General features: G+C 65.6%; 21 protein-coding genes. 10 read left to right on the forward strand and 11 right to left on the reverse strand.

The window, feature by feature from the left end; genetic code table 11:
- Positions 1-15 precede the first annotated feature (15 nt).
- Together rnr and topA are read right to left on the reverse strand one after the other, a co-directional pair.
- Positions 16-2,379 carry a ribonuclease R gene (gene rnr, locus ACVW17_RS25020; protein ID WP_456797963.1) on the reverse strand — a complete coding sequence of 788 codons (2,364 nt, stop codon included), beginning with the start codon at positions 2,377-2,379 and terminating at the stop codon, positions 16-18.
- Entirely contained in the window at positions 2,380-5,154 is a 2,775-nt protein-coding gene (topA, locus tag ACVW17_RS25025) for a type I DNA topoisomerase (RefSeq protein WP_456797964.1), read from the reverse strand.
- A gap of 283 nt (positions 5,155-5,437) precedes the next feature.
- On the opposite strand from topA, the gene ACVW17_RS25030 reads away from it, so the two are divergent.
- Complete coding sequence (locus ACVW17_RS25030) at positions 5,438-5,623, forward strand: hypothetical protein (protein ID WP_456754365.1); 186 nt, start codon at positions 5,438-5,440, stop codon at positions 5,621-5,623.
- Between the two features lie 816 nt (positions 5,624-6,439).
- Here the strand turns inward: ACVW17_RS25030 and ACVW17_RS25035 are convergent.
- Positions 6,440-6,916: a winged helix-turn-helix transcriptional regulator gene (locus ACVW17_RS25035; protein ID WP_456797965.1), complete on the reverse strand. Its 477-nt coding sequence runs from the start codon at positions 6,914-6,916 to the stop codon at positions 6,440-6,442.
- Positions 6,917-7,082: 166 nt separating this feature from the next.
- Here ACVW17_RS25035 and ACVW17_RS25040 point away from each other — a divergent pair, with 166 nt between their 5' ends.
- Both ACVW17_RS25040 and ACVW17_RS25045 read left to right on the forward strand, forming a co-directional pair.
- Entirely contained in the window at positions 7,083-7,856 is a 774-nt protein-coding gene (locus ACVW17_RS25040) for an SDR family NAD(P)-dependent oxidoreductase (protein WP_456754367.1), read from the forward strand.
- Positions 7,857-8,013: 157 nt separating this feature from the next.
- Positions 8,014-8,184 carry a hypothetical protein gene (locus ACVW17_RS25045; protein ID WP_456754368.1) on the forward strand — a complete coding sequence of 57 codons (171 nt, stop codon included), beginning with the start codon at positions 8,014-8,016 and terminating at the stop codon, positions 8,182-8,184.
- A 143-nt stretch (positions 8,185-8,327) separates the two neighbouring features.
- Here the strand turns inward: ACVW17_RS25045 and ACVW17_RS25050 are convergent, their stop codons facing one another.
- Positions 8,328-8,936, reverse strand: coding sequence for an FMN-dependent NADH-azoreductase (locus tag ACVW17_RS25050; protein ID WP_456797966.1), 609 nt, complete (start codon positions 8,934-8,936; stop codon positions 8,328-8,330).
- Positions 8,937-9,035: 99 nt separating this feature from the next.
- On the opposite strand from ACVW17_RS25050, the gene ACVW17_RS25055 reads away from it, so the two are divergent.
- Positions 9,036-9,437, forward strand: a complete 402-nt coding sequence (locus ACVW17_RS25055; RefSeq protein WP_456797967.1) for a winged helix-turn-helix transcriptional regulator — start codon at positions 9,036-9,038, stop codon at positions 9,435-9,437.
- Positions 9,438-9,599: 162 nt separating this feature from the next.
- Here ACVW17_RS25055 and dprA read toward each other — a convergent pair whose 3' ends face one another.
- Positions 9,600-10,715, reverse strand: coding sequence for a DNA-processing protein DprA (gene dprA / locus ACVW17_RS25060; protein ID WP_456797968.1), 1,116 nt, complete (start codon positions 10,713-10,715; stop codon positions 9,600-9,602).
- 101 nt (positions 10,716-10,816) lie between these two features.
- Here dprA and ACVW17_RS25065 point away from each other — a divergent pair, with 101 nt between their 5' ends.
- On the forward strand, positions 10,817-12,055 hold the full coding sequence (locus tag ACVW17_RS25065; protein ID WP_456797969.1) for an amidase: 1,239 nt from the start codon (positions 10,817-10,819) through the stop codon (positions 12,053-12,055).
- Between the two features lie 118 nt (positions 12,056-12,173).
- Here the strand turns inward: ACVW17_RS25065 and plsY are convergent, their stop codons facing one another.
- The 3 genes from plsY to ACVW17_RS25080 all read right to left on the reverse strand — a co-directional run bounded on the left by plsY (position 12,174) and on the right by ACVW17_RS25080 (position 15,272).
- Positions 12,174-12,770, reverse strand: coding sequence for a glycerol-3-phosphate 1-O-acyltransferase PlsY (gene plsY, locus ACVW17_RS25070; RefSeq protein ID WP_456797970.1), 597 nt, complete (start codon positions 12,768-12,770; stop codon positions 12,174-12,176).
- Positions 12,771-13,012: 242 nt separating this feature from the next.
- Positions 13,013-14,314: a dihydroorotase gene (locus ACVW17_RS25075; protein WP_456754374.1), complete on the reverse strand. Its 1,302-nt coding sequence runs from the start codon at positions 14,312-14,314 to the stop codon at positions 13,013-13,015.
- A gap of 4 nt (positions 14,315-14,318) precedes the next feature.
- Positions 14,319-15,272 (reverse strand): aspartate carbamoyltransferase catalytic subunit, encoded by a 954-nt coding sequence (locus ACVW17_RS25080; protein ID WP_456754375.1) that lies wholly within the window; start codon positions 15,270-15,272, stop codon positions 14,319-14,321.
- 163 nt (positions 15,273-15,435) lie between these two features.
- On the opposite strand from ACVW17_RS25080, the gene ACVW17_RS25085 reads away from it, so the two are divergent.
- The 3 genes from ACVW17_RS25085 to ACVW17_RS25095 all read left to right on the forward strand — a co-directional run bounded on the left by ACVW17_RS25085 (position 15,436) and on the right by ACVW17_RS25095 (position 17,300).
- A complete protein-coding gene (locus ACVW17_RS25085; protein WP_456756523.1) occupies positions 15,436-16,269 on the forward strand; it encodes a M15 family metallopeptidase in 834 nt (277 codons plus the stop codon).
- A gap of 128 nt (positions 16,270-16,397) precedes the next feature.
- Positions 16,398-16,811: a hypothetical protein gene (locus tag ACVW17_RS25090; protein ID WP_456754376.1), complete on the forward strand. Its 414-nt coding sequence runs from the start codon at positions 16,398-16,400 to the stop codon at positions 16,809-16,811.
- Positions 16,812-16,847: 36 nt separating this feature from the next.
- Positions 16,848-17,300 carry a hypothetical protein gene (locus tag ACVW17_RS25095; protein ID WP_456754377.1) on the forward strand — a complete coding sequence of 151 codons (453 nt, stop codon included), beginning with the start codon at positions 16,848-16,850 and terminating at the stop codon, positions 17,298-17,300.
- Positions 17,301-17,347: 47 nt separating this feature from the next.
- Here ACVW17_RS25095 and ACVW17_RS25100 read toward each other — a convergent pair whose 3' ends face one another.
- From ACVW17_RS25100 to ACVW17_RS25110, 3 genes are read right to left on the reverse strand one after another with little or no spacing between them, the layout of a single operon-like run.
- A complete protein-coding gene (locus tag ACVW17_RS25100; RefSeq protein ID WP_456797971.1) occupies positions 17,348-19,324 on the reverse strand; it encodes a glycosyltransferase family 2 protein in 1,977 nt (658 codons plus the stop codon).
- Positions 19,324-20,526, reverse strand: coding sequence for a hypothetical protein (locus ACVW17_RS25105; RefSeq protein WP_456756524.1), 1,203 nt, complete (start codon positions 20,524-20,526; stop codon positions 19,324-19,326). Before ACVW17_RS25105 ends, ACVW17_RS25100 begins: the two co-directional genes overlap by 1 nt.
- A 14-nt stretch (positions 20,527-20,540) precedes the next feature.
- Positions 20,541-21,998, reverse strand: a complete 1,458-nt coding sequence (locus ACVW17_RS25110; RefSeq protein ID WP_456754378.1) for an HlyD family secretion protein — start codon at positions 21,996-21,998, stop codon at positions 20,541-20,543.
- Between the two features lie 417 nt (positions 21,999-22,415).
- Here ACVW17_RS25110 and ACVW17_RS25115 point away from each other — a divergent pair, with 417 nt between their 5' ends.
- Together ACVW17_RS25115 and ACVW17_RS25120 are read left to right on the forward strand one after the other, a co-directional pair.
- Positions 22,416-24,059, forward strand: a complete 1,644-nt coding sequence (locus ACVW17_RS25115) for an acyl-CoA dehydrogenase family protein (RefSeq protein ID WP_456754379.1) — start codon at positions 22,416-22,418, stop codon at positions 24,057-24,059.
- Between the two features lie 10 nt (positions 24,060-24,069).
- Complete coding sequence (locus ACVW17_RS25120) at positions 24,070-24,840, forward strand: CPBP family intramembrane glutamic endopeptidase (RefSeq protein WP_456754380.1); 771 nt, start codon at positions 24,070-24,072, stop codon at positions 24,838-24,840.
- Positions 24,841-24,847: the final 7 nt, after the last annotated feature.

Genomic DNA, 24,847 nt, shown 5'->3' on the forward strand with positions numbered 1-24,847 from the left:
TTCAGGTCCATGACTTCAGGTCCATGACTTGCCTCGCTTCGATTTGCCGGGCTTTGGCTTCGCCGGCTTGCGGTCCTTCTTGTTGCGCGCCTTCCGCTCCTTGTGCGCCTTCTTGCCCGATCCCTTATTTGGTCCCTTGCCGAATCCCGCAGCACGACGCTCGGCTCTCTTGCCGTCACGTTTTCTGTCACGCGGAACGGCCCGACCGTCGGATAATAGCTCAAAGCGCAGCGCGCCGGCCACTGGAGCCGCCTCGACCAGCCGCACGTCGACGACGTCGCCGAGCCGATACATGGTGCCGCTGCGCGTGCCGATCAGTGCGTGGCGGGTCTCGTCGTAGTTGAAATATTCGCTGCCGATGGTGCGGATCGGGATCAGGCCGTCGGCGCCGGTGTCGTCGAGCTTCACGAACAGGCCGGCGCGGGTCACGCCGGAGACGCGGCCCTGGAACGAGGCGCCGACCTTGTCGGCAAGGAAATGCGCGATCAGCCGGTCGGTGGTCTCGCGCTCCGCCTTCATTGCGCGGCGTTCGGTGACGGAGATCTGCGCGGCGATCTCGGCCAGCGTCTCCACGCTCTCGTCGGTCGGCAAGGCGCCTTCGCCGAGCCCGAGCGCCCGGATCAGCGCGCGATGCACGATCAGATCGGCGTAGCGGCGGATTGGCGAGGTGAAGTGCGCATAGCGGCGCAGGTTCAAGCCGAAATGACCGTAATTCTCGGCGGAGTATTCGGCCTGTGCCTGCGAGCGCAGCACCACCTCGTTGACCAGCGGTTCATAATCCTCGCCGGCAACCTGCGCCAGCACGCGGTTGAACTGCGCGGGACGCAGCGCGCCTTGTTTGGTGAAGGGCAGGTCGAGCGTCTTCAGGAATTCCTGGAGGTTGTGCACCTTCTCCTGGCTCGGCTCGTCATGCACGCGATAGATCAGCGGCAGCGCCTTCTTCTCCAGCATCTCGGCCGCGGCGACGTTGGCGAGGATCATGAACTCCTCGATCAGCCGGTGCGCATCGAGCCGCTGCGGCACGATCACCCGGTCGACGGTGCCGTCGCCCTTCAGCAGGATCTTGCGCTCGGGCAGATCGAGATCGAGCGGGTCGCGTTCGTTGCGTGCGAGCTTGACCAGCTCGTAGGCCGTCCACAGCGGCTTGAGGATCGGATCGAGCAGGGGCCCCGTCGTGTCGTCCGGCCTGCCATCGATCGCGGCCTGCGCTTGCGCGTAAGCGAGCTTCGCGGCCGAGCGCATCAGCACGCGGTGGAAGCTGTGCGAGAGCTTGCGGCCATCGGCACCGATCACCATCCGCACCGCGAGCGCGCCGCGCGGCTCGCCCGGCACCAGCGAGCAGAGATTGTTGGAGATCCGCTCGGGCAGCATCGGCACCACGCGATCGGGGAAATATACCGAGTTGCCGCGCTGGAGCGCGTCGCGATCGAGCGCCGAGCCGGGGCGCACATAGTAGGCGACGTCGGCGATCGCGACATGGACGATGAAGCCGCCCTTGTTGTTCGGATCGGGGTCGACCTCCGCATGCACGGCGTCGTCGTGATCCTTGGCATCGGGCGGATCGATGGTGACCAGCGGCACGTCGCGCCAGTCCTCGCGGCCCGGCAGGGTCGCAGGCTTGGCGTCTTCGGCCTCGCGCAGCGCCGAAGACGAGAACACCTGCGGGATGTCGTGGGTGTTGATCGCGATCAGGCTGATCGCCTTTTCGCTCGCGATCGAGCCGAGCCGCTCCTTGACGCGGGCGGATGCGAGCCCGAAGCTTCGGGTGCGGATCAGGTCGACGCTGATCAGGTCGCCGTCCTCGGCGCCGCCGGTGTCCGACTTGGCGATGTTGAGCTCGCGGCCGGCTTGCTTCTTGTCGACCGGGATCAGGCGTCCGCCGCCATCCGGATTGCGGCGGAAGATGCCGAGGATGCGGGTGCGGCCGTGATCGATCACCTTGATGACGCGGCCGCGATAGGGCGTGCCGTCTTGCTCGTCGGTCACCTCGACCCGCAGCAGCGCGCGGTCGCCGACGCCGGCCGTGGTGCCGGGCTTCGGCCGCCGCGGCGTCTCGATGCGGATTTTCGGAGCGGTGCCGTTCTCTTCGCTATCCCACTCGGCGGGGGTGGCGATCAACTCGCCGTCGCTGTCTCGGCCGGTGATGTCGGCGAGCACGGTCGGCGGCAGCGCCGCCGGCTCGTGGATCTTGCGGCCGCGCTTGGCAACCGTGCCGTCGTCGGCGAGCTCGCGGAGGATCCGCTTCAGCTCGATACGGTCGGCGTTCTTCAGGCCGAACTCGCGCGCGATCTCGCGGGTGCCGACCTTGCCTGGATTGGCGCGGATGAAGGCGACGATGGCGTCCCGGCCCGGAAAGCCATGGTCGGGTTTTCGTTTCACTTATCCTCGTGCCTTGCCGGCGCTTTTCTTCGCGGGCGCTTTCGCTGGTGCCGATGACTTTGCAGGTGACGTCTTGGCACCGGAAGCGACCGGCGCGCGCGCTTTGCTGGTCGCATCCGCTTTCGGTTTCGCCGCGGCCTTTTTCGATGCAGCCTTCTTGGCGGGCTTGGCCTCGGCGTCGCCGTCAGCCTTCTCCGGCTCGGTCTTGTCCGATTTGGCCTTGGCCGCCTTGGCAGGTTTTGCCACCTTCTTGGCCTTCTTGCCGCCGCCCTTGGCCGCGCGCTCGTCGATCAGCGCGATCGCTTCCGCGAGCGTGACCTCGTCGGGCGTGCGGTCGCTCGGGATCGTGGCGTTGACGCCGCCCGCCGCGACATAGGCGCCGTAGCGGCCGTTCTTCAGCGCGACCGCGCCGAGCGTCGGGTGATCGCCGAGCGGCTTGCCCGGATCGGCGCCGAAGCGGCGGCCGCTCGGGCCCTTGGCGATCTTCTCCGCGATCAGCGTGACCGCGCGGTTCAAGCCGATGTCGAATACCTCGTCGCCGGCCTCCAGGCTGGCATAGGTCTTCTCATGCTTGACGAACGGCCCGAACCGGCCGAGGCCGGCGGTGATCGGCTGCCCGGTTTCCGGATGCTTGCCGATCTCGCGCGGCAGCGACAGCAACTTCAATGCCAATTCGAGATCGACATCGGCCGGCGAAGTGCCCTTCGGAATGCCCGCGCGCTTCGGCTTCTCGCCCTCGGCGTAATCCTTCTGCTCGCCGAGCTGGATGTAGGGGCCAAAGCGGCCGGCCTTCACCGTGACGTCGAAGCCGGTGTCGGGATCGGTGCCGAGCACGCGGTCGGCGCTCTCGGCGCTGTCGGCCGCGAGCGGGCGGGTGTAACGGCATTCCGGATAGTTCGAGCAACCGACGAAGGCGCCGAACTTGCCGGCCTTCAGATTGAGCCGGCCGGTGCCGCAGGTTGGGCACTGCCTGACGTCGCCGCCATCCGCGCGCGGCGGATAAATGTGCGGGCCGAGCATCTCGTCGAGCGCATCGAGCACCTCGGCGACCCGGAGGTCCTTGATGTCGTTGACCGCGCCGATGAAGCCGCGCCAGAACTCCTGCAACACCTGCTGCCAGGCGATCTCGTTGTTGGAGATGCGGTCGAGCTGCTCTTCCAGATCGGCGGTGAAATCGTATTCGACATAGCGCGAGAAGAAGTTCTCCAGGAAGGCGACCACGACACGGCCCTTGTCCTCGCCGTGCAGCCGCTTCTTCTCCAGCTTGACGTAGCCGCGGTCCTTCAGCACCTGCAGGATCGAGGCGTAGGTCGAGGGACGGCCGATGCCGAGCTCTTCCATCCGCTTCACCAGCGAGGCTTCCGAGAAGCGCGGCGGCGGTTCGGTGAAATGCTGGGTGACGGCGAGGCTCTGGCGCTTCACGGCCTCGCCCTGGCTCATCGCGGGCAGGCGACGCGAATCCTCGTCCTCCTCGTCGTCGCGGCTTTCCTGGTAGAGCGCGAGGAAGCCGTCGAACTTGATGACCTGGCCGGAGGCGCGCAGCTCCAGCACGCGGGAGCCGGCCCTGGCCTCGATGTCGACGGTGGTGCGCTCGAGCTCGGCCGATTCCATCTGGCTCGCAATGGTGCGCTTCCAGATCAGTTCATAGAGCCGCGCCTGATCGGCATCGAGCCGGCGGCCGATCGTGGCCGGGCGACGCGACAGATCGGTCGGGCGGATCGCTTCGTGGGCTTCCTGCGCGTTCTTGGCCTTGGCCTGGTACTGGCGCGGCGCGTCCGGCACGTAGGCATTGCCGTAGTCCTCGCCGATCACCTTGCGCGCCTGGGTGATCGCCTCGGGGGCGATCTGCACGCCGTCGGTTCGCATATAGGTGATCAGGCCGGTGGTCTCGCCGCCGATGTCGATGCCTTCATAGAGCCGCTGCGCGATGCGCATGGTGTGCGCCGGCGCGAAGCCGAGCTTGCGGCTGGCTTCCTGCTGCAGGGTCGAGGTGGTGAAGGGCGCCTGCGGGTTGCGCCGCGCCGGCTTGGCCTCGACGGTCGCAACCTTGAACAGCGCGGCCTCGATCGCCTTCTTGAAATCCTCGGCTTCAGCGCCGGAGCCGATGTCGAGACGTGCGATCTTCTTGCCGTCGGCGCCGACCAGCCGCGCCTCGAAGGCTTCGCCGCGCGGCGTCAGCAGCGTCGCGACCAGCGACCAGTATTCCTTCGGCACGAACTTCTCGATCTCGAGCTCGCGGTCGCAGACCAGCCGCAGCGCGACCGACTGCACGCGGCCGGCGGAGCGGGCGCCGGGCAGCTTGCGCCACAGCACCGGGGAGAGGGTGAAGCCGACCAGATAGTCCAGCGCGCGGCGCGCCATATAGGCGTCGACCAGCGCGCCGTCGATCTGGCGCGGTGCCTTCATGGCCTCGGAGACGGCCTGCTTGGTGATGGCGTTGAACACCACGCGCTCGACCTTCTGGTCCTTCAGCGCGCGCTTCTCTTTCATCACCTCCAGCACGTGCCAGGAGATCGCTTCGCCCTCGCGATCAGGGTCGGTTGCGAGGATCAGGCGGTCGGCGCCCTTGAGTGCCTTGGCGATGTCGTTGAGCCGGCTCGCCGCCTTGGCATCGACCTCCCAGATCATCTGGAAATTGGCGTCCGGATCGACGGAACCGTTCTTGGCCGGGAGGTCGCGAACATGGCCGAACGACGCCAGGACCTCGTAGGAGGACCCCAGATATTTGTTGATCGTCTTGGCCTTGGCCGGCGACTCCACAATGACGATATTCATGTCATTCCAATAGCTTACGGGAAAACTTGAAGGCGGGTTCCGCTAGACTCGCGACCCGCCGTGTCGGGGCGAACATGGGTGCTGGGGCGGTCGGTGTCAAATCGCCAGATATTGAAGGAAGGGTTCCAACTGTGGAGTTTTGATCCCAAAGGTTGAAAAATGCGTCCTAGAGTTGCGGCCGGAAAGGGCGTATCTCTTTATATATAGGGTGGGAATCGGATTAGGCCTTTTGAGCAGGACAGGGGGCGGCCGGAAGCGCCGGGCATCCGGCCGGCGGCGACCGGTGGACGAGGAGACAGGCGGGGCGGGCGGCCCGGATGACGCCCTGATCCTGATCGCAGCCGCCGCGACCGAACTCGCCAAACTCGCCCAGCGCCACAAATTTGAGGTTCTCGACCATCTGCTCGCGATGGCAAGCCTGGAGGCCGACGAGCAGCTGCGCCTGCGCAGCCGACGGAAGCTGTCGTAAGGGGGAGGCGTTGGAGATAGCGCCTGCCTTGTGCTCGGAGCTCGCTCCGTTCGTCGTCCTGGCGAAGCCAGCATCCATAATCGTCGTCCCTGCGAAAGCAGGGACCCATACTCCGCGGCGGATGTAACGGGCTTGCTCGTCATTCCACCGTCCTTCGACGATAGCCAACTGTGGTTATGGGTCCCTGCTTTCGCAGGGACGACACCAGATGTGTTGCACGGCAGGTAGGCCATGGCGTCGCGTTCTCGCGGCAGCAATTGCCCGAGCTTTGCTCTTTCTTTCCGCCCTCTCCTTGAAGAGGGCGCAGGGAAAGCCGGGTGCCGATCGCACCCATGGGCCCCGAGCAATGGGTAGAAAGCTCGGGGGTAGGACCACAGGTGTAACCGGAGCAATCCGGCTTTCCCTGCGCGATGGGTTACGGCTTATACGTGCTCTCCCCGGCGAGACTTGGCTTTGTTGTCACCGTCTTCACAACGCGCACTGCGCAATCGGAAGAGACACCTACCGCTAGGGCGTCAGGCCTGCACGATTTCGCCGTCCGCCTCACGCGCACTCGTCAGTTGCGCAATCGGCGTCCACCGCATCTCGACCCACGTTCGTGACGACCGCGAAGCGCCCCTCGTGTCAGGTGAGACGGACGAACCATACACCGAGTTGTCATTACGATAAACCGAATTATTTTTGCTGGGCAGGATTGACAGGTTTTGCTGTGTTGCCCGTCGTGTCGAATTAGCAACATCCGTCACTGCAATCATCCGCGCGATCCCGCTGTCATTCCCAGGTGCGCAATTGCGCACCAGGGAATGACGGCGAGGGTTACGCCAATTCGCGCCGCGCCGTCTTCCGCACAGGCCGCGGCTTCAGCGTCGTGTCCGCTGCACCAAGCACGCGTCCGTCCTGCGAGAGCAGCGCGAGCTTCTTCACCGGCTTGCCCTTGTTGCGATCGACCAGGACGGTCGCGATCTCGTCCGGATGCTCGTCGAACTCCTCGGTCCATTGCCGCAGCGCGACCAGGATCGGGAAGATGCCGTGGCCCTTCGGCGTCAGCACATATTCCTGATAGGCGCTGCCGTCGGAGGCGGGGACCGTCTTGAGGATGCCGCGCTCGACCAGCGTGCGCAGCCGGGTCGTGAGGATGTTCTTGGCAAGCCCGAGGCCCGCCTGGAATTCGCCGAAGCGGCGGCGGCCGAGGCTGGCGTCGCGGATGATCAGGAGCGACCACCAGTCGCCGAACACGTCGAGCGCGCGCGCCACCGGGCAGCTGTCGCCGGCAAGGCTGGTTCTCTTCACCACGTGCCTCCGGGAATCTTGTTTTGACGCGTTTTCTTCACGCGAACCGGGATCCACTTCGCTCGAAAACGCTTTGATGAGTTCATCACGGCCTTGTGTGGTTGCAATATTAAACCGCATGCCTTAGTTAGGCAATGAAGTTTAATAATGCAACCAACTGGAGGCGGACATGAGACTGGCGAACAAGACGGCGTTGATCACCGGCGGCAACAGCGGCATCGGGCTTGCGACCGCAAAGCTGTTCGTGGCGGAGGGCGCCAAGGTCGTCATCACCGGGCGCAACAAGGAGACGCTTGCCGCGGCAGCCAGGGAGCTCGGACCGAACGCGCTTGCCGTCGTGGCCGATGCCACCGACGTCGCGGCGCTGGAGGCCGCGGTGAAGCAGGGCGCCGAGAAGTTCGGCAAATACGACGTGCTGTTCGCCAATGCCGGCATTCCCGGCCAGACGCCGGTCGGCGGCACCACGCTGGCGGCATTCGAAAATGTGATCCGCACCAATCTCACCGGCGTGTTCTTCACCGTGCAGGCGGTCGCGCCCTATCTCAACGACGGCGCCTCGATCATCCTCAACGGCTCGGTGATTTCGGTGCTCGGCAATCCCGGCTACTCGGCCTATGCGGCGAGCAAGGCCGGCGTGCGTGCGATGGCGCGCGTGATGGCGTCAGAACTGTCGCCGCGCAACATCCGCGTCAACGTGGTGGCGCCGGGCGCGGTGCGGACGCCGATCTGGGGGGCTGCGATCGCAACGCCGGAGGCCGAGAAGGTCTTCGAGGCGCGGATCGGCAAGACCACGCCGCTCGGCCGCATCGGCGAGCCCGATCATATCTCAAAGACGGTGCTGTTCCTGGCGTCCGACGATGCAGCCCATGTGCAGGGGCAGGAACTGTTCATCGATGGCGGCGCAACGGCATCGCCCGCCGGCGCGCCGATCTATCGCGGATAATTTGTTTCTCATTGTAAGAAGCGGCCGGTGTGAAGCCGATCACACCGGCCGTTTTCGTCTGCGACTATCATCGTGCGTATTGAACCTTTGTCGTACTGCCCGGACTCCTGAATGGGCGGGGAAATTTTTCACCACGGAATCATTTTGGAGTTCCTTCATGCCGAAAGCAGCAGCCCGCATTTCGACGTCGATTCCTGTTTCGTCCGCGTCCCAGAGTTCAGACAGTTCAGACTCGACGCAGCTTGTGACCGTCGCGCTGTTTTCCGGCATCGGTTTGCTGATTTCGCTCGTCGCCGTCATCTGCGGCATTCAAGGCGTCTGGTACTGAGGCAACCCGACTTGTCCCGCCCACAACTGTCATGCCCCGCGCATGCGGGGTATCCAGTACGCTGCGGCCTCTCCGCTCAACGACCGCCGTCTCTGGAATACTGAGTCCTCCGCCTTCGCGGAGGACGACAGCGGTTTCCGGAACTAGGCCGCGTTCAGGCTGCCGGCGGCCTGCAGCGCGCCTGCAACCGCCTTTTCGCGATGCTCGGGACCGACCTGGATGCCGTCGGCCGGGATGAACTCAACGTTCCTGACGCCGATGAAGCCGAACACGCCGCGCAGATAGGTCTCGAGATGTTCGAGCGCGGCCATCGGCGTATCGGCGCCGTAATAGCCGCCGCGCGAGATGGCGATGACGACGCGCTTGTTGCCGGCCAGTCCCTCGACGCCGCCAGCGCCGTATTTGAAGGTCTTGCCTGCGACCAGGATGCGATCGATCCAGGCCTTGAGTTGGGAGGGAATGGTGAAATTGTACATGGGCGCGCCGATCACCACGATGTCGGCGGCGAGGAACTCGTCCAGCACCGCCTGGCCGGCGGCGACGTCGTCGCGCACCGACGGGTCCGGAGCCGCGCCCTGGCCGGCTGCGAGGTGCAGGCCGGAGAGGTGGGCGAGCGGGGTCTGGGTGAGGTCGCGGTAGCTCACGACGAGGCCGGGATTGGCTTGGCGCAGCCGCTCGACGGCGGCGGCCGAGACCTGGCGGCTGACGGAGTGGGGGCCGAGGACCGAGGAATCGATGTGCAGAAGTTTCATGGCAGAGGTCACCTTTGGTATAGGTTTGTAACTGGCGCTATATGAGTGACCGTCCTAAATCTCCGCAAGAACGCACATTTTTGAAACCCGAGCACACCGATGAGACCCGAGAACATTGATGTAACCGCCCCGGTGCCGCGGCCCAGTCCCGACCACAGCGATTGCCGCGCGGTCGCCTCCGTGTTGTCGCGGGTCGGCGACAAATGGAGCGTGTTCGTGATCATGATGCTGATCGACGGAGCGAGGCGCTTCAACGAATTGAAGCGCATGATCAACGGCATCTCGCAGCGGATGCTGACGCTCACGCTGCGCGGCCTGGAGCGCGACGGGCTGGTGACGCGCACGGTGTTTCCGACCATTCCGCCGCGGGTCGACTATGAGCTGACCGACCTCGGCCGCGGGCTGGCGGAGCCGGTCAAGGCGCTCGGCCAGTGGGCGTTCACCCATCTGCCGGAGATCGAAGGCGCACGACAGGATTTTGATACGCGGAATGCGGAGTGATTGTTATCCGTCACCAGCGCATTGTTGAACCGTCATCCTGAGGAGCCTGCGTAGCAGGCGTCTCGAAGGATGCACGGCCCGGCTGGTGGCCGTCGATCCTTCGAGACGCGCTACGCGCTCCTCAGGCTGACGGGGAAGCATTCGCGGTGGCGGAGCGACAGATTAGATCATCGACACCAGCCCGCCGCCGTGGCGCTCGAGCTTGCCGGCGAGCTCGAGCTCCAACAGCACCGCGCGGACGACGGCGGGCGAGACGTCGGCCATCCGAATCAGATCGTCGAGGCTGATCGGGCTCGGCCCGAGCAGATTGATGATGCGGGCGCGATCGCCGCCGTCGGTGGCAAAATCCAGCGGCTCGTCGTCTTCGCGCGCAGACAGCATCACCGGCCGCTCCATGATCGGCGTCACCGCGTTGATGACGTCGGCCGCCTCCGTGACCAAGGTGGCGCCTTGCTTGATCAAATCGTTGGCGCCGGCTGAGCGCGGATCGATCGGCGAGCCCGGCACCGCGAACACCTCGCGGCCCTGTTCGGCGGCCATCCGCGCCGTGATCAGCGAGCCCGAGCGGTGCGCGGCCTCCACCACCACGACGCCGAGCGATGCGCCCGAGATCAGCCGGTTGCGGCGGGGGAAGTCGCGCGCCCGCGGCACATGGCCGAGCCGCATCTCCGAGATCGCAGCGCCCTGTTCGAGCAGGGCGGCCAGCAGATCCTCGTGCTCCGGCGGGTAGATCCTGTCGTGACCACCGGCGAGCACGGCGACCGTGCCGCTGGCAACGGTGGCGCGATGCGCGGCCTGGTCGATGCCGCGGGCGAGGCCCGAGATCACGACAAAGCCGGCATCGCCGAGATCGCGTGCCAGGGTGCCAGCAAATTTCAACCCGGCGCCGGAGGCATTGCGGGAGCCGACGATCGCGATCATCGGCCGCATCAGCGTGTCGCGCGCGCCGCGCACGGCCAGCAGCGGCGGCGCGTCGTCGATGGTGGCAAGCCGCGGCGGATAATGCGCCTCTTCCGGCGCGACGAGATCGATGCCGAACCTGCGGCAGGCCGCGAGCTCGGCGGTGGCGTCGGCCTCGCTGCAGATCCGCTGCGGTCCCGATGCGCCGCCGCGGCGCGCCAGGTCCGGCAGCCGCTCCAGGGCCTGCGCGGCATCGCCGAAATGGCGGAGCAGCGATGCAAAGGTGCGCGGGCCGACATTGTCGGAGCGGATCAGCCGCAAACGGTTGAGCCGTTCGGCGTCGGTGAGTTTTGCGGGGCTGGGCGAGCGGTCATGCATGCGGGCCGCAGCTTCGCCCAACCTGAGATTGTGATCAACTGCGACATTGGCGCTACCGCGCGCGACGCGCTAAAAGCAGCCGCCAACATCAGGAAGTCCCCATGATCTCACTTGCCGACCTTCAAGCGCGTATCGAGCAGGGCGCGCTGTCGCCCGATGCGGCCATCGGCCAATCGCTGGCGGCGATCCGGGCGCAGGACAATGCGATCGGCGCCTTCGTCCGCTACGACCAGGAGGCCCGTGCGCAAACGTCCGGGCCGTTGCGCGGGATCGCGGTCGGGATCAAGGACATCATCGATACCGCCGACTTCCCGACCGAAATGGGGGCTGCGATCTATCGCGGCCATCGGCCGCGCGCCGATGCGCCCGTCGTGATGGCGCTGAAGCAGGCCGGCGCGACCATCGTCGGCAAGACCACGACGACCGCCTTCGCGGCGAACGACCCGACCGCAACGCTCAACCCGCACAATCACGCCCATACGCCGGGCGGATCGTCGGCGGGCTCGGCGGCCGCGGTCGCCGCCGGCATGATCCCGCTGGCGCTCGGCACCCAGACCGGCGGCTCGGTGATCCGGCCGGCCTCGTTCTGCGGCGTCGCCGCGATCAAGCCGAGCTACCGGCTGCTGCCGACCGTCGGGGTGAAATGCTTCTCCTGGACGCTCGACACCGTCGGGCTGTTCGGCGCCGGCGTGCGCGATGTCGCGTTGGGGCTGGCCGCGATGACCAAACGGCTCGAGCTGGCCGTGCCGTCGAAGCTCGTTGCGCCGCGCATCGGCGTGGTGACGCAGGCCTTCGCCGGGGCGCCTGACGCGTCGGGTGCGGAGGCGGTGCAGACAGCCGCGCGTGCCGCGGAGCAGGCCGGCGCCGTCGCACGCGAGCTCGCGCTGCCCGAGGTCATCGCCGAGGCCTGGCGGATCCATCCGGTGGTGCAGGAATTCGAGGCGCATCAATCCTTCGCCTGGGAATACGGCCAGAACTACGATGCGATGCCGCCGCTGCTGCGCGGCCGGCTCGACGAGAGCAAGGGCGGCACGCCGGTCGAATACGACGCCGCGATGGACGTCGCGCTGCGCGCGCGGCAGGCGCTGGCCGCGCTCTTTGCCGAGATCGACGTGCTGCTGACGCTGTCGGCGCCGGGCGCCGCGCCGCACGGCTTGAGCTCGACCGGCGATCCCCGCTACAACCGGCTCTGGACCCTGATGGGCGTGCCCTGCGTCAACGTGCCGACGCTGACCGCCGAAGGCGGCTTGCCGGTCGGCGTCACCGTGATCGCAGGCTTTGGCGATGATGCGAAGGCGCTCGCAGCGGCGAGTTTCGTCGAGGACGCGCTGAGGAAGTAGTCTCTCGTCATTCCGGGGCTCGCGGAGCGAGAGCCCGGAATCCATTCCTCCACTACTGATGCGGCCCAATGGATTCCGGGCCCGCGCCAAGCGGCGCGTCCCGGAATGACGGAAAGGGTTATTTCGTCCCGCCGATCTTGCCTTCGGTGCCGGCCTGCAGCCGCTTGATGTTCTCGCGGTGCATGTAGAACAGCAACAGCGTCAGCACGGCGAACAGCGAGGCGAGCGCGTTGTGGCCGAAGAACCACAGGAACAGCGGCGTCACGAACGCGGCGATCAGTGCCGACAACGACGAATAGCGCGTCGTGTAGGCGGTGCCGAGCCAGATCACGGCGAAGATCAGTGCTGCCGGCCAGAACAGCCCGAGCAGCACGCCGATATAGGTCGCGACGCCCTTGCCGCCGCGAAATCCGAGCCAGACCGGGAAGAGGTGGCCGAGGAAGGCGCCGAGCGCCGCCAGCATCGCGGCGTTCGGGCCGTCGATGGTGCCTGCGATGATCACGGCGACCGTGCCCTTCAGCATGTCGCCGAGCAGCGTCGCCGCGGCGAGGCCCTTGTGGCCGGTGCGCAGCACGTTGGTGGCGCCGATATTGCCCGAGCCGATCGTGCGCAGATCCTGCGTGCCGGCGAGCCTGGTGAGGATCATGCCGAACGGGATCGAGCCGAGCAGATAGCCGATCAGGAAGGCGACCAGCAGGAACGCGTCAGCAGACATCGCAATGGTCCCCCGGACGGTCGGTCGGGCCGATGTCGGACCATCCCGTCAATGAAATATTAACCATAAATCCGCACCATGGCCTTGGAAATGAGGGAGCTTGTCATGGCTTCTGTTCGCAGGCGGCTGGAGCAGCTTTTCTTTGTCGTTTACGTCGCGGCCATCGTCGTCGGAACGACGATGGAAGCGATGTCGCAACTCGCGGCGCGCTGAGTTCGAGCCCAAACTTATTCGACCCAAACTCAAACGTGCTCGTACACGGTGCGGCCGCCGACAATGGTCCGCGTCACGCGGCCGGAGAACCGGGCGTCGTCGAACGGCGTATTCTTGCACAGCGATTTGAGATCGTCGCGGTCGAGCACCCAGGGTGTGTCGGCGTCGATCACGATCACGTCGGCCGGGGCGCCGGCGCGCAGCGTGCCGCCGGGCAGGCCGAGCAACTCCGCCGGCCGGGTCGACATCGCCCGGATCAGCGTCTTGAACTCCATCTCGCCATTGTGGATCAGCCTGAGCGCCGCCGGCAGCATGGTCTGCAGCCCGACCGCGCCGCTCGCCGCTTCCGCGAACGGCAGCCGCTTGACCTCGACGTCCTGCGGATTGTGATCGCTCATCACGACATCGATCAGCCCGGAGGCGAGCGCGGCGACCAGCGCGCGGCGGTCGTCCTCGGTGCGCAGCGGCGGCGCGAGCTTCAGGAAGGTGCGGTAGGGGCCGATGTCGTTCTCGTTCAGCGTCACGTGGTTGATCGAGACCGAGGCCGAGACGTTGTAGCCGGCGTCGCGGGCGCGCTTGAGGATCTCCAGCGACTCGGTCGAGGTCAGCGAGGCCGCGTGATAGCGGCCGCCGGTCAGGCCCGCGAGCCGCATGTCGCGCTCGAGCATGATCGACTCGGCGGCGGTCGGGATCCCGGCGAGGCCGAGCCGCGTGGCGAATTCGCCCTCGTTCATCACGCCTTCGCCGACCAGATGCGGGTCCTCGGTGTGATGCACGATCAGCGCGTCGAAATCGCGGGCATAGGTCAGCGCGCGCCGCATCACCTGGGCGTTGGTGACGCTGCGGTCGCCATCGGTGAAGGCGACCGCGCCGGCGGCCTTCAAGAGGCCGATCTCGGTCATCTCCTGGCCTTGCATGCCCTTGGTCAGCGCCGCCATCGGATGGATGTTGACGATCGCCGTGTCGCGGGCGCGGCGCAGCACGAAGTCGACGGTGGCGGAATTGTCGATCACAGGCGAGGTGTCGGGCTGGCAGACGATGGTGGTGATGCCGCCGGCGGCCGCGGCCTGGCTCGCGGAGGCAAAGGTCTCGCGATGGCTGGCGCCGGGTTCGCCGACGAAGGCGCGCATGTCGATCAGGCCGGGGGCCACGATCTTGCCGGCGCAGTTGACGATGTCGGTGCCTTCGGGGACGCCGGCCGCGCCGATGCCGCGCTTGGTGTCGCGGATCACGCCGTCGGCGATCAGGACATCGCCCGGACCGTCGAAATCGCGGGAGGGATCGATGACGCGGGCATTGGCGAGCAGGATGGGGCGGCGGTCAATCAGCATGGCGTCACGCGTTCGGCAGGTTGCGGGCGAGCGCTTCGAGCACCGCCATGCGCACTGCCACACCCATTTCGACTTGTTCACGGATCAGCGACTGCGCGCCGTCGGCGACGAAGGTGTCGATCTCGACACCGCGGTTCATCGGGCCCGGATGCATCACCAGCGCGTCGGGCTTGGCGTAGCCGAGCTTCTTCTGGTCGAGGCCGAAATAGTGGAAATATTCGCCTGACGACGGCACGAAGGAGCCGTTCATGCGCTCGCGCTGCAGCCGCAGCATCATCACGATGTCGGCGCCGTTCAGCCCCTCGCGCATGTCGCGCGCGACCTCGACGCCCATCCGCTCGATGCCCGGCGGCAGCAAGGTGGAGGGCGCCACCACGCGGACGCGGGCACCCATGGTGTTGAGCAGGAAGATGTTGGAGCGCGCCACGCGCGAATGCAGCACGTCGCCGCAGATCGCGATCACGAGCCCCTCGAGCCGGCCCTTGTTGCGGCGGATCGTCAGCGCATCCAGCAGCGCCTGAGTCGGGTGCTCGTGGGCGCCGTCGCCGGCATTGATCACGGAACCGTCAACCTTGCGCGCCAAGAGTTCGACCGCGCCGGAGGCGTGGTGGCGCACCACCAGGATGTCCGGGTGCATCGCGTTCAGCGTCACCGCGGTGTCCATCAGGGTCTCGCCCTTGCGGGTCGACATCGATGACACCGACATGTTCATGACGTCGGCGCCCAGGCGCTTTCCGGCGATCTCGAACGAGGACTGGGTCCGGGTCGAGGCCTCGAAGAACAGATTGACCTGGGTGCGGCCGCGCAGGCTGGCGCGTTTCTTGTCGACCTGGCGGTTGAGCTCGACATACTCCTCGGAGAGGTCGAGCAGGCCCGTGATGTCGTCAGCGGAAAGGCCCTCGATGCCCAGCAGATGCCGGTGACCGAGGACAAAAGTCGATTTCAATGATGGGGTCATTAAAGCCAGAGCTATAGGCGCGGATGGCCGGTGGGGCAAGCGCGAAGAGGGCTAGGTGGAGTTTTCCCCGAGTAAGATGCGACAGTCGTCTCGGCCGTCTTGCCCGGGCTTGGCGCCGGGCATTGGCACCTTGCTTTTGCTGGTTTTTCCGGAACAAGACATGATGGCCGGCCGCGGATGGCGCCGAGCCGTATGGCCCATTGGACGGTCGGGACCGAGCGCCGGGGAGCAGGGACTGGTGAGAATTGCCGTGATCGCATTGCTGGCCTTCGCGTTGATCTCGGGATCGACCTCGCCTGTCTTCGCTCAGAACTTGCCCGGCGGCTTCGTGTTCCTGCGCAACATCGATCCGACCATCCTCCAGGACATCCGCTACGCGACGTCCAACAACTTCATGGGACGGCCGATCGCGGGCTACGGTGCGGCGGAATGTGTGGTGAAGCGGGAGGTGGGGCTGCGCCTGAAGGTCGTGCAGCAGGAACTGGCGCGGCAAAAACTGTCGCTGAAGATGTTCGATTGCTACCGGCCGGCCCGCGCGGTCGCGGACATGGTGGCGTGGTCGAGGAACGGCACCGAGACCGCCGCCGAGCGGCGCTACAACCCGGCGTTCTCGAAGGCGGATCTGTTCCGCCTCGGCTATATCGCCACCCATTCGGGACATTCGACCGGCGCGGCAGTCGATCTCACGCTGGTCGATCTGGCTGCCGACAATTCGCGCAAGTTCGATTCCGCCACGGACTATGCCGACTGCACGGCGCCCGCCGCCGCGCGCGCCCCGGAGGGCAGCGTCGACATGGGCACCGGCTATGACTGCTCCGACGTCAAGGCCCATACCGCCGCCGGCTCGATCACGCCGGCACAGAGGCGCTGGCGGGCCAGGCTGGTCGCGGCGATGGCCGGGCAGGGGTTCGTGAACTACTCGAAGGAATGGTGGCACTTCTCGCTGCCGGGGGCCGGCGGCGGCGCCTATGATTTCCCGATCGGGCGGGCGCGATAGCGCGGAATTTCCTCAAATCTGAAGCGTTTCGGCAAGCCAAAGCTTGCCATCGCAAAAGTGGCTGAATGCGCTTTCAACACTCCTTAATTGTGTCCGTATGAGGTGCGGGCATTGCGGGAGCACGAAGCATGCGTCTAGCAGTCTTTGCACTTATTGCCGTCGGCGCCGCCGGCATCGCGATTTACGATCAGTACGACAAGGGCGCGAATTATCAGCGTGTCGATGCGCGCATCAGCGCCGTCAACGAGCAATGCTATCTGGAAAAGGTCGAGCGCGGCGTCATCACCAAGACGACGTGGACCTCCGACCTGACCCGCTGCGAGGTCGCCGAGCTGCTGCGCAAGGAGCATCCGAAGTGGCAAGGCTATGACCTGAGGCACAAGATCGAGGTGCGCGTGGTCTACGTCTCGCCGGTCGATGGCGTCTCGCACCAGTCGAGCCTGCAAATGTCCTCCTTCCCCAACGGCAAGCCGCTGCGCGCCGGCGACATGTTTCCGGTGCTGGCCTCCAAGACCAAGGCGGACAAGACCCGCACGATCTGACCGTCGCGGCGGTTCGAAAAGGATCGGAGTTCAACCATGCGCCTGGGCCTCTACGGACTGATCGCTATCGGCGTCGCGGGCCTCTATGCCTACATCGAGCTCGACAAGCGGGTGAACTTCCGTCCGATCGACGCGCGCGTCAGCAGCGTCAAGGAGCAATGCTATATGGAGAAGACCGAGGGCAATCGGAGCTCGACGTCCGATCTCCTGCCGTGCGAACTGACCGAGCTTCTGGCGCGCAACCATCCGAAATGGCAGGGCTACGACATCAAGCACAAGATCGAGATCCGGTTTGCCTACATCTCCCCGGTGGACGGCGCCGCGCATGAATCGAGCCTGCAACTGGCGTCCTATCCCGATAACCGGCCGCTGCACGCCGGCGACATCTTTCCGCTCCAGGCGTCCCGGAAAGAGGCCAACAGGACCCGGGCCAACGATTGGCTGGACCGGCGGCTCGGTCGCGATGCGCCGAGCCACGGCAGCATCTAGGGCAGGGACTGATCAATGCGCCAACGATCCGACCGGTTCGAGCTCAGCTAAGCGCCAATAAACCCGCGGCGCAGCAGCCCCGCCAGAGCCCCGCGAAGACTGGCGACGCCGGCAATGTTGTCCTGGGATGCGCTGAACAGCCGTACCACCAGACGCTCATATTGTTCGGCGCTCGGCTCAAGACGCGCCAGCACCGTGCGGCCGGATCGCGAGGCCATGGACATGTCGGTCCATCCCGACCCTTCCAGGTGAATTTTATAGCGGCAGCCGGCAAGCTCGAGCGGCTCGCCAGCCGCGCCCGCGAGCCGCACCGAGGACGGCGATATTGCGAGCAGGCGGCACGAAAGGATTTTTCCTTCGCCGGCGAGCCAGACAAGCTCGTTCGTTTCGAACATGTGACCGGAACGCGGCACTTCGAAGCAGACCAGAAACGCGATGAAGGCGATCAACATCGCGATCGCCGCCCACAACAGGTTGAAGAAATCGAGAGAGGAGATTTCGTCGGCGGCATACGGGGAGATGAACTCCCATGTGATGCTGGCTGCGGAGCTGGCCGCGATCAACCCAAAGATGGCGGCAAGCTTCCAGTGAACGCGCGGCGCCGATCGATCGCCTCCCTTGTCGGTGATCTTGAAGGGGCGTCCGAATGGCTTGACGATAGCGGTGAACAGGGTTGCGGTCACCGCAAAGCAGGTGACTGCGTGGGTCGCCTCCATGAACAAAGGCAGCGTCCGCGCGCGCGATATCCAGCTCATGTAGACGATTTGCCCGAGCAGCGCCGGCATGCCGTAGCGCAGGAAGGACTGATAGTCGGCCTCGAACGCGGGCAGCCCGCCGAACCAATAGATTGTCGGCGCGATCAACAGCAGCACCACGAACGGTTTGGAGAGCCAGTTCAGCACGCCGTGCAGGTAGTGCCAGCGCTCGGTGAAGCGGAAGCCGCGGCCAAATAGCGGTCCGTTGCGCAGCAGGGCGACCTGGATGGTCCCGAGGCACCAGCGAGCTCGCTGGGTGACGTATTCCGGAATGCCTTCGGCTGAAAGTCCGAAACTGAGCGGCTCGTTGAGCCAGGCCGTGCGATAGCCGTGCGCCAGCATGGTGTAGGTGAGATTGATATCCTCCGAGACGGCCTGCTCGGGAAAGCCGCCGATCTCATCCAGACGGTCGCGGCGAACGACAAAGGAGGTGCCGACGCAGAATGCGCAGCCCCACGCATCCTTGGCCGGTTGAAAGATGTCGAAAAAGAAGCGTTGATCGTCGACCCAGCTCTTTTCGGCCAGCAGATTATGCTGGATCGGATCGGCGTTGTAGTAGAATTGCGGGGTCTGCACGATCGCAATCCCCGGATCGGACAGCAGCAGGCCGATCGTGCGCTTCAGGAAGTCTCGCCGTGGCGCGAAATCCGCATCGAGCACCAGAATGACCGGCGCATTGGTGGCGCGAGCGGTTGCGATCAATCCGTTATTGAGGTTGCCGGCCTTGGCGCCCTTGTTATCCGGCCGCGTCAGGTGACGCGCGCCGACCCGATCGCAATAGTCCCGCAGCCAGTCGCGTCTCGTATCGTCGAGGACCCAGACCGTCGCATTGGCATAGTCGAGCGCCAGCGCGCTCAGGATCGATCGCTCGAGGATTTCGAGCGGTTCGTCATAGGTGCAGATGAAGATGTCGACAGCCGGATTGCGATCGTCCGAAGCCAAAAGCTGTTGTGAGGCGTCGGCCTGCGCGATGCGGTCGGTACTGCGGAACAGGATGACGATCGAGATCAGCGTGTACAGGATCGCAAGCGATTCGAACGCAATGAAGAGCCGCGGCCAGAGACTCTGCGCCGACCACTCAAACGGCGGCAGCGTATCGTTCCATCGCCACAGCGTGTAAACGACCAGAAGGGCCATCGTCGTCGCTCCGAACAGGATACGATGGCCGGCGCGCAGCGGCTCCAGCAGTCGCGCCATGACCAGAAGCCCGAGCAAAATTCCGATGTCGATGGTCAGGATCGTTGAATTGTCGGCGGCAGTCGGAAACATCAGCGTATCCTCTTCCCGGTGAACGGATTCCAGCCTGTTTCAGCCAGCGCGGCCCACGCCGTCGCGCCGAGATGCGGGCGGCGATAATAGAAAAAGTCGGGATCGCCGCCGGTTGGATCGATCGACAATCCCGTCGTCAGTCGCGCCGGTCGTGCGGCGTTGAGCAGGCCGGATGACGTCTGGTCGGCCTTCAGGTTGCCCAGCAGGCGATCGCTTTCGTGGGTGTCGCCGACGATCCGGTAGGCCAAGGCGGCCTGCGCCGTGCCCTCGACCCAGAGGCCGTCGCGATCGCCGTTGAAATCGAAGCCGCCATCGACCCCGAGGTGAGCTTTCGCGAAACCGAGCGTGCTCTTCCACGCCGCGGGCGATTCAGGGATTGCCATCCAGGGCCAAAGCTGAGCGTCGAGCGCGAGCAAGCCTTCGTTGGCAAGGCTGCCGTCAGGCTTGGTCCCAAGCAGGAAGTGATCGCCACGAAAGGCGCGATCGAGCAAACGCTTGGCCTGTCCGGCCGCGCCGTCGTATTTCCGGTCGCCGGTCAGGCGAAACAGCCAGCGCGCGGCGGCGTGAACGTCGGCGTTGTGCTCCGTCGACATCCAGGTGAGCTTGACCTGCTTCGGATCATAGCCGTGAAAGCCGCCGTAAAAGCCGTCTTGAGAAGCGGTTGTGTCGATCACCCAGTCGATCAAGCGCCTTGCGTCGGCGAGATATTGAGGGTCCCCGGTTGCCTGATGCAGGGTCAGCAATGCCAATGCGGCCCAGGCGACGTTTCCGGTCGAGCTGCCGTCCTGCGCCGCGTCCTCCGCCCAGATATTGGCATGTCCATCCCACCAGCCCGGCAGATCGGGAGCGAGCTTGTTCACCGCGCCCGCACGATAGGCGTTGCGCACGCGGCCATCATCGAAGCTGCGGTCCTTGCCAACGGCGCGGCTCAGCGCGTTGCCGATCGGCCTCGCATCCGACACATTGCCGCAGGCAATCAGCGCAATGGCGGCGAGCGCGTTGTCGTAGACGAACGCCGTCGTGGCGAGACCCGCCGGAAGCGCCGGTTCATCCGTGCCGGGGTCGTAACTCCGGATGAAAACCGCGTCGGCCGCGCTTGCGCGCGGGGCGACCGCCCTTTTCAACCCGGCGCAGAATGCGTTTGCGGTTGGGGTTGTGTGGCCCGCTGCGGGCGCGCCCAGGACGGCCGCGCATAGCGTCATCACGATGGCAGACTTCATCGCGATACGAGGGTACGAGTTCCGGGCGACCCATTCTCATCGGCCGTTGGCTGCTGCGGTTGCGAGGCCCGGAATGCATCGTGCAGATGAGCCATGCCAGCGCGCCGCGCATCCGCGTCCGATGACGTGTTCTGCGCGGCGTTGACGGTGCTTGCGTCGTTCCGCATCCACGCCGCGACGAAATGGCCGAGCCGTCGCCACGTGACCGACATCGAGGGGACGACGCCGTTCTCGCGGGTCACCGTCACCCATTGGCCGACCGGACAGGCGGACTCCTCCGCCGTGGCTGCCTGCTGTGCCGGTCCGCCGTCGTTCGCCGGATCCGGGGTGATGATAGCGTAGAGTTCGCGGCGCTCGGTTTGCGGGAACGGAACCGCAAAGCGTTCGTCGGCCTTGTCGCTGGTCTTCGGCACGACCGCAGTGACGAGGCCGGATCGCAACGAGCTGCCGTCGATGCGGACGCGCGTGCCGGGCGTCATGCTCTGGCCCTGCCGGTAGGAGAAGATGGCGACAACAAAGCGCTTGTCACAGTTGATGACGGAGCTGATCGTATCACCGGCGCTCACGTGTCGCCCCATCGCGGCGCCGACGGTCAAGACCTTGCCCTGGCCGCGCGCAAGGACTTTGGCATCGGCCAACGTCGCCAGCCGTTTTTGTTCGGCGTCGATCAGGTGCTCCAGGTCGGCAAGCACTGCGGTTTGCTGCTTTTCCTCGATTTTCATCCGCATGGCGTCCAAGTCGATGTCCCTGCGTTTCTGAGCGAGATTATTGAGCGCAACCAATTCGTCGCCGATATAGATGCCCTTGCTTAGGGCGTTGAGCTGTGCCGTCTTTTGATTCAGCTTGGCCATTTCTGCGTCCGCGCCATGCATCGCCGCAGCATATTGCTGGGTCGTCGGCCTGAGCATATCCATGCTCGCGGCATTGCGTGTCACCATATTGCTCTGTCGGTCGACCAGGGCTTTCTTTTCACTGCTCGCAGCGTTGGATTGAGCGACGCGGGCGCGAAGCTCCTCGATCTGCGACTGGAACTGGCCCTTGAGCTGGTTTGTCTGGTCAGCGAGCTCGCCGTCGAGAGACGAAACATAGTTGACGTCCGAGTCGTATTTTGAGCGCGTCGCATCGAGCTTCTGCCGTGCGTCGGACGCCTTTTCCTGCAACGAGATGAGTGTCCCGCGATCAACCCTGGGATTGCTGATTTGCGCTAGCGTGTCGCCATCGCGGACGTCGTGGCCCGGAAGCGCCGTCAACAGCTCGATTTCGCCGCTGATTGGCGCCGTCAGAAGCGTAACGGGTGCGTTGACCACGGCGCGATCCGATTGATCTGCAACGATCGGGGGCGCTACCGCTGTCAGCATCAGGATAGACAGCAATCCCGCGACGCCGACCGCGGATATTCTCAGTATTGCATGATGTTTCCGCACAGTGCCGCCGGTTTCGGATCTATCAATCATCAGTTCTCTTTCGGTTGGGAGGGCCCTGGATGCGCGCTTCTTTTGGTTGGCTGACTGTTTTTCCCGGCGCAGGCTAGCGACTGCAACAATGCTGACCGCGTTTGGTTGCTGCCAAAAATGCGGCGATTAGGATTGCAGCAAGAGCGGTGGATCACGAGAGAAGCGGTCTCCAACCGGAGTGCAGGTTCCAACTGCAAGGACGGGCGGTCAGTCGAGGTCAAAGGGGCGCTCGCAGCCTTCCGCGCCCCTGGCGACGCCGGCATTGCGCCGCCATTGGCGCGGGGCATCAGCCGCGCGGGGCAAATCAGCCCAATTCATGAATAGGGGGCGCAGCGAAAGCCGCATTTTTCGCTGCCCGGCGCCTGCGCGCGGGCTATGATCCCCCGATTCCAATGCGCGACGAATGCCGAGGAGACCATGAAGCAGGCTCCGTTTGCCACCCACGACGTGCTCAACCAGTCGCCGCCGTTCTGGAACGTCGACCTGTTCACGACGGATGCGCCGCTGGTCGCGGCCGTCGCGGCCAATGGCGCCGCCGCAGCCACGGCCGAGCTGATCGATTTCGGCAGGCATTGGGGATCCGCCGCCATGGCGGAGCGCGGCCGCATCGCCAACGAGAACACGCCGAAACTGCGCAGCTTCGATGCCAGGGGCAATCGCCGCGACGAGGTCGAGTTTCATCCGGCCTATCACGAGCTGATGGCGCACTCGGCGCATGCCGGCGTGCACAATTCGACCTGGACCATGGACGGCAAGCCGGCCGGCGGCGCCGCCGAGGTGGTGCGCGCGGCGAGGTTCTACATCGCCGCGCAGGTCGAGACCGGTCATCTCTGTCCGATCACGATGACCCGCGCCTCGGTCGCGGCGCTGGCCTCGCAGCCGGACATCCTGGCGAAGACGATGCCGGTGATCGGAACGCGCGCCTACGACCCGGGCTTTGCGCCGTGGTGGACCAAGCGCGGCATGACGCTCGGCATGGGCATGACCGAGAAGCAGGGCGGCACCGATGTGCGCGCCAACATGACGCGCGCCGAGCGCGACGGCGATGGCTATCGCATCACCGGGCACAAATGGTTCATGTCGGCGCCGATGTGCGACGCATTCCTGGTGCTGGCGCAGACCAAGGACGGCTTGAGCTGTTTCTTCATGCCGCGCTTTGCGCCTGACGGCACCGTCAACGCGATCCACTTCCAGCGCCTGAAGGACAAGCTCGGCAACCGCTCCAATGCCTCCTCGGAGGTCGAATTCCACGGCGCTCATGCCGAACTGATCGGCGAGCAGGGCAAGGGCATCCGCACCATCATCCAGATGGTGCAGCTGACGCGGCAGGATTGCGCGATCGCATCCGCCGGCCTGATGCGCTCCGGGCTCGCGCATGCGCTCAATCATGCGCGGCATCGCAGCGTGTTCCAGAAGCATCTCGCCGATCAGCCGCTGATGCAGGCGGTGCTGTCGGACATGGCGCTGCATGTCGAGGCATCCATCGCGCTGGTGATGCGGCTGTGCCGCGCCTTCGATCGCGCGCCCAGCGACGCGGGCGAGGCCGCCTATATGCGTCTGCTGACGCCGGCGATCAAATACTGGACCTGCAAGAGCGCACCCGGCTTCCTCTATGAGGCGATGGAGTGCCTCGGCGGCAACGGCTATGTCGAGGAGGGCATTCTGGCGCGCCATTACCGGGAGGCGCCGGTCAACGCGATCTGGGAGGGCTCCGGCAACGTGATGTGCCTCGACGTGCTGCGCGCGCTCGGCCGCGAGGCCGATGCCGCGCTCGCCGTGCTGCGTGCGCTCGCCGATCAGGCTAAGGGCCTGCCGGGCGCCGCCGAGGCCGTCGCATCGATCGGGCAGTCGTTCCGCCGTCCCGACAGCGAGGGCGTCGCGCGGCTTGCGGTCGAACAGCTGGCGCTGCTGGCGGCCACCGCGGCGCTCAACCAGGTCTCGCCGAAAAGCGCCGAGCTGTTCGCCGCGACACGGCTTGCCGAACGCCACGCCGGCATGTACGGCGCGGTGGATCTTTCCGAAGCCGATCAACGCGCGCTGCTGGCGCGGGCGCTACCATGAAGGTTTGCTGATGGACGCACTCAATCCCGATACGTCGCCGGCCGCGATCGAACCGCCGCCGCGCCCGCCGCGGGTCTGGAAGTTCTGGGGCACCGCGCTGTGGGGTCTCTTGATCTTCGCCGCGATGTTCCTCGGCCAGCTCGCGGTCATCATCTGGCGGATCATCGCGCAAGGTGGCGAGATGTCGACAGGAGGCATCACTCATGTGGTCGCCGACGGCCTGACGATCTCGCTCTCGGTCCTCGCCGGGCTGCCGATGGTGCTGCTGGTGCTGTGGTTCGCGATCCGCCGGACCGGACTCTCGTTTGCCGATTATCTCGGGCTGCGCTCGACGTCGTGGAAGAACGTCATCATCGGCATCGTCGCGCTGATCGTGCTGGTCGGCGCCTGGGACATGGTGTCCCGCGCCGCCGGCCGCGAAGTGGCGCCGGGCTTCATGGGCGACGTGCTGAAATCGGCGCAGGAGCACAGCGCGCTCTGGCTCTTGGTGATCGCCTTCGCCGTCGCCGCGCCGCTCTGGGAGGAGCTGTTCGCGCGCGGCTGGCTCTATCGCGGCTGGTCGGAATCCCGGCTCGGTCCCTACGGCGCGATCCTGCTGTCGTCGATCGTGTGGACGGTGATGCACCTGCAATACGACTGGTTCTTCCTCTGTCAGGTGCTGACGATCGGGCTCCTGTTCGGCTATCTGCGCTTCCGCACCGGCTCGACCTGGCTGACCATCCTGCTGCACGGCCTGAACAATTTTGCCGCGACGATCCAGACCTGGTGGCTGGCGGGCTGATCGTCCG

This window comes from Bradyrhizobium sp. USDA 4473, assembly GCF_054063335.1.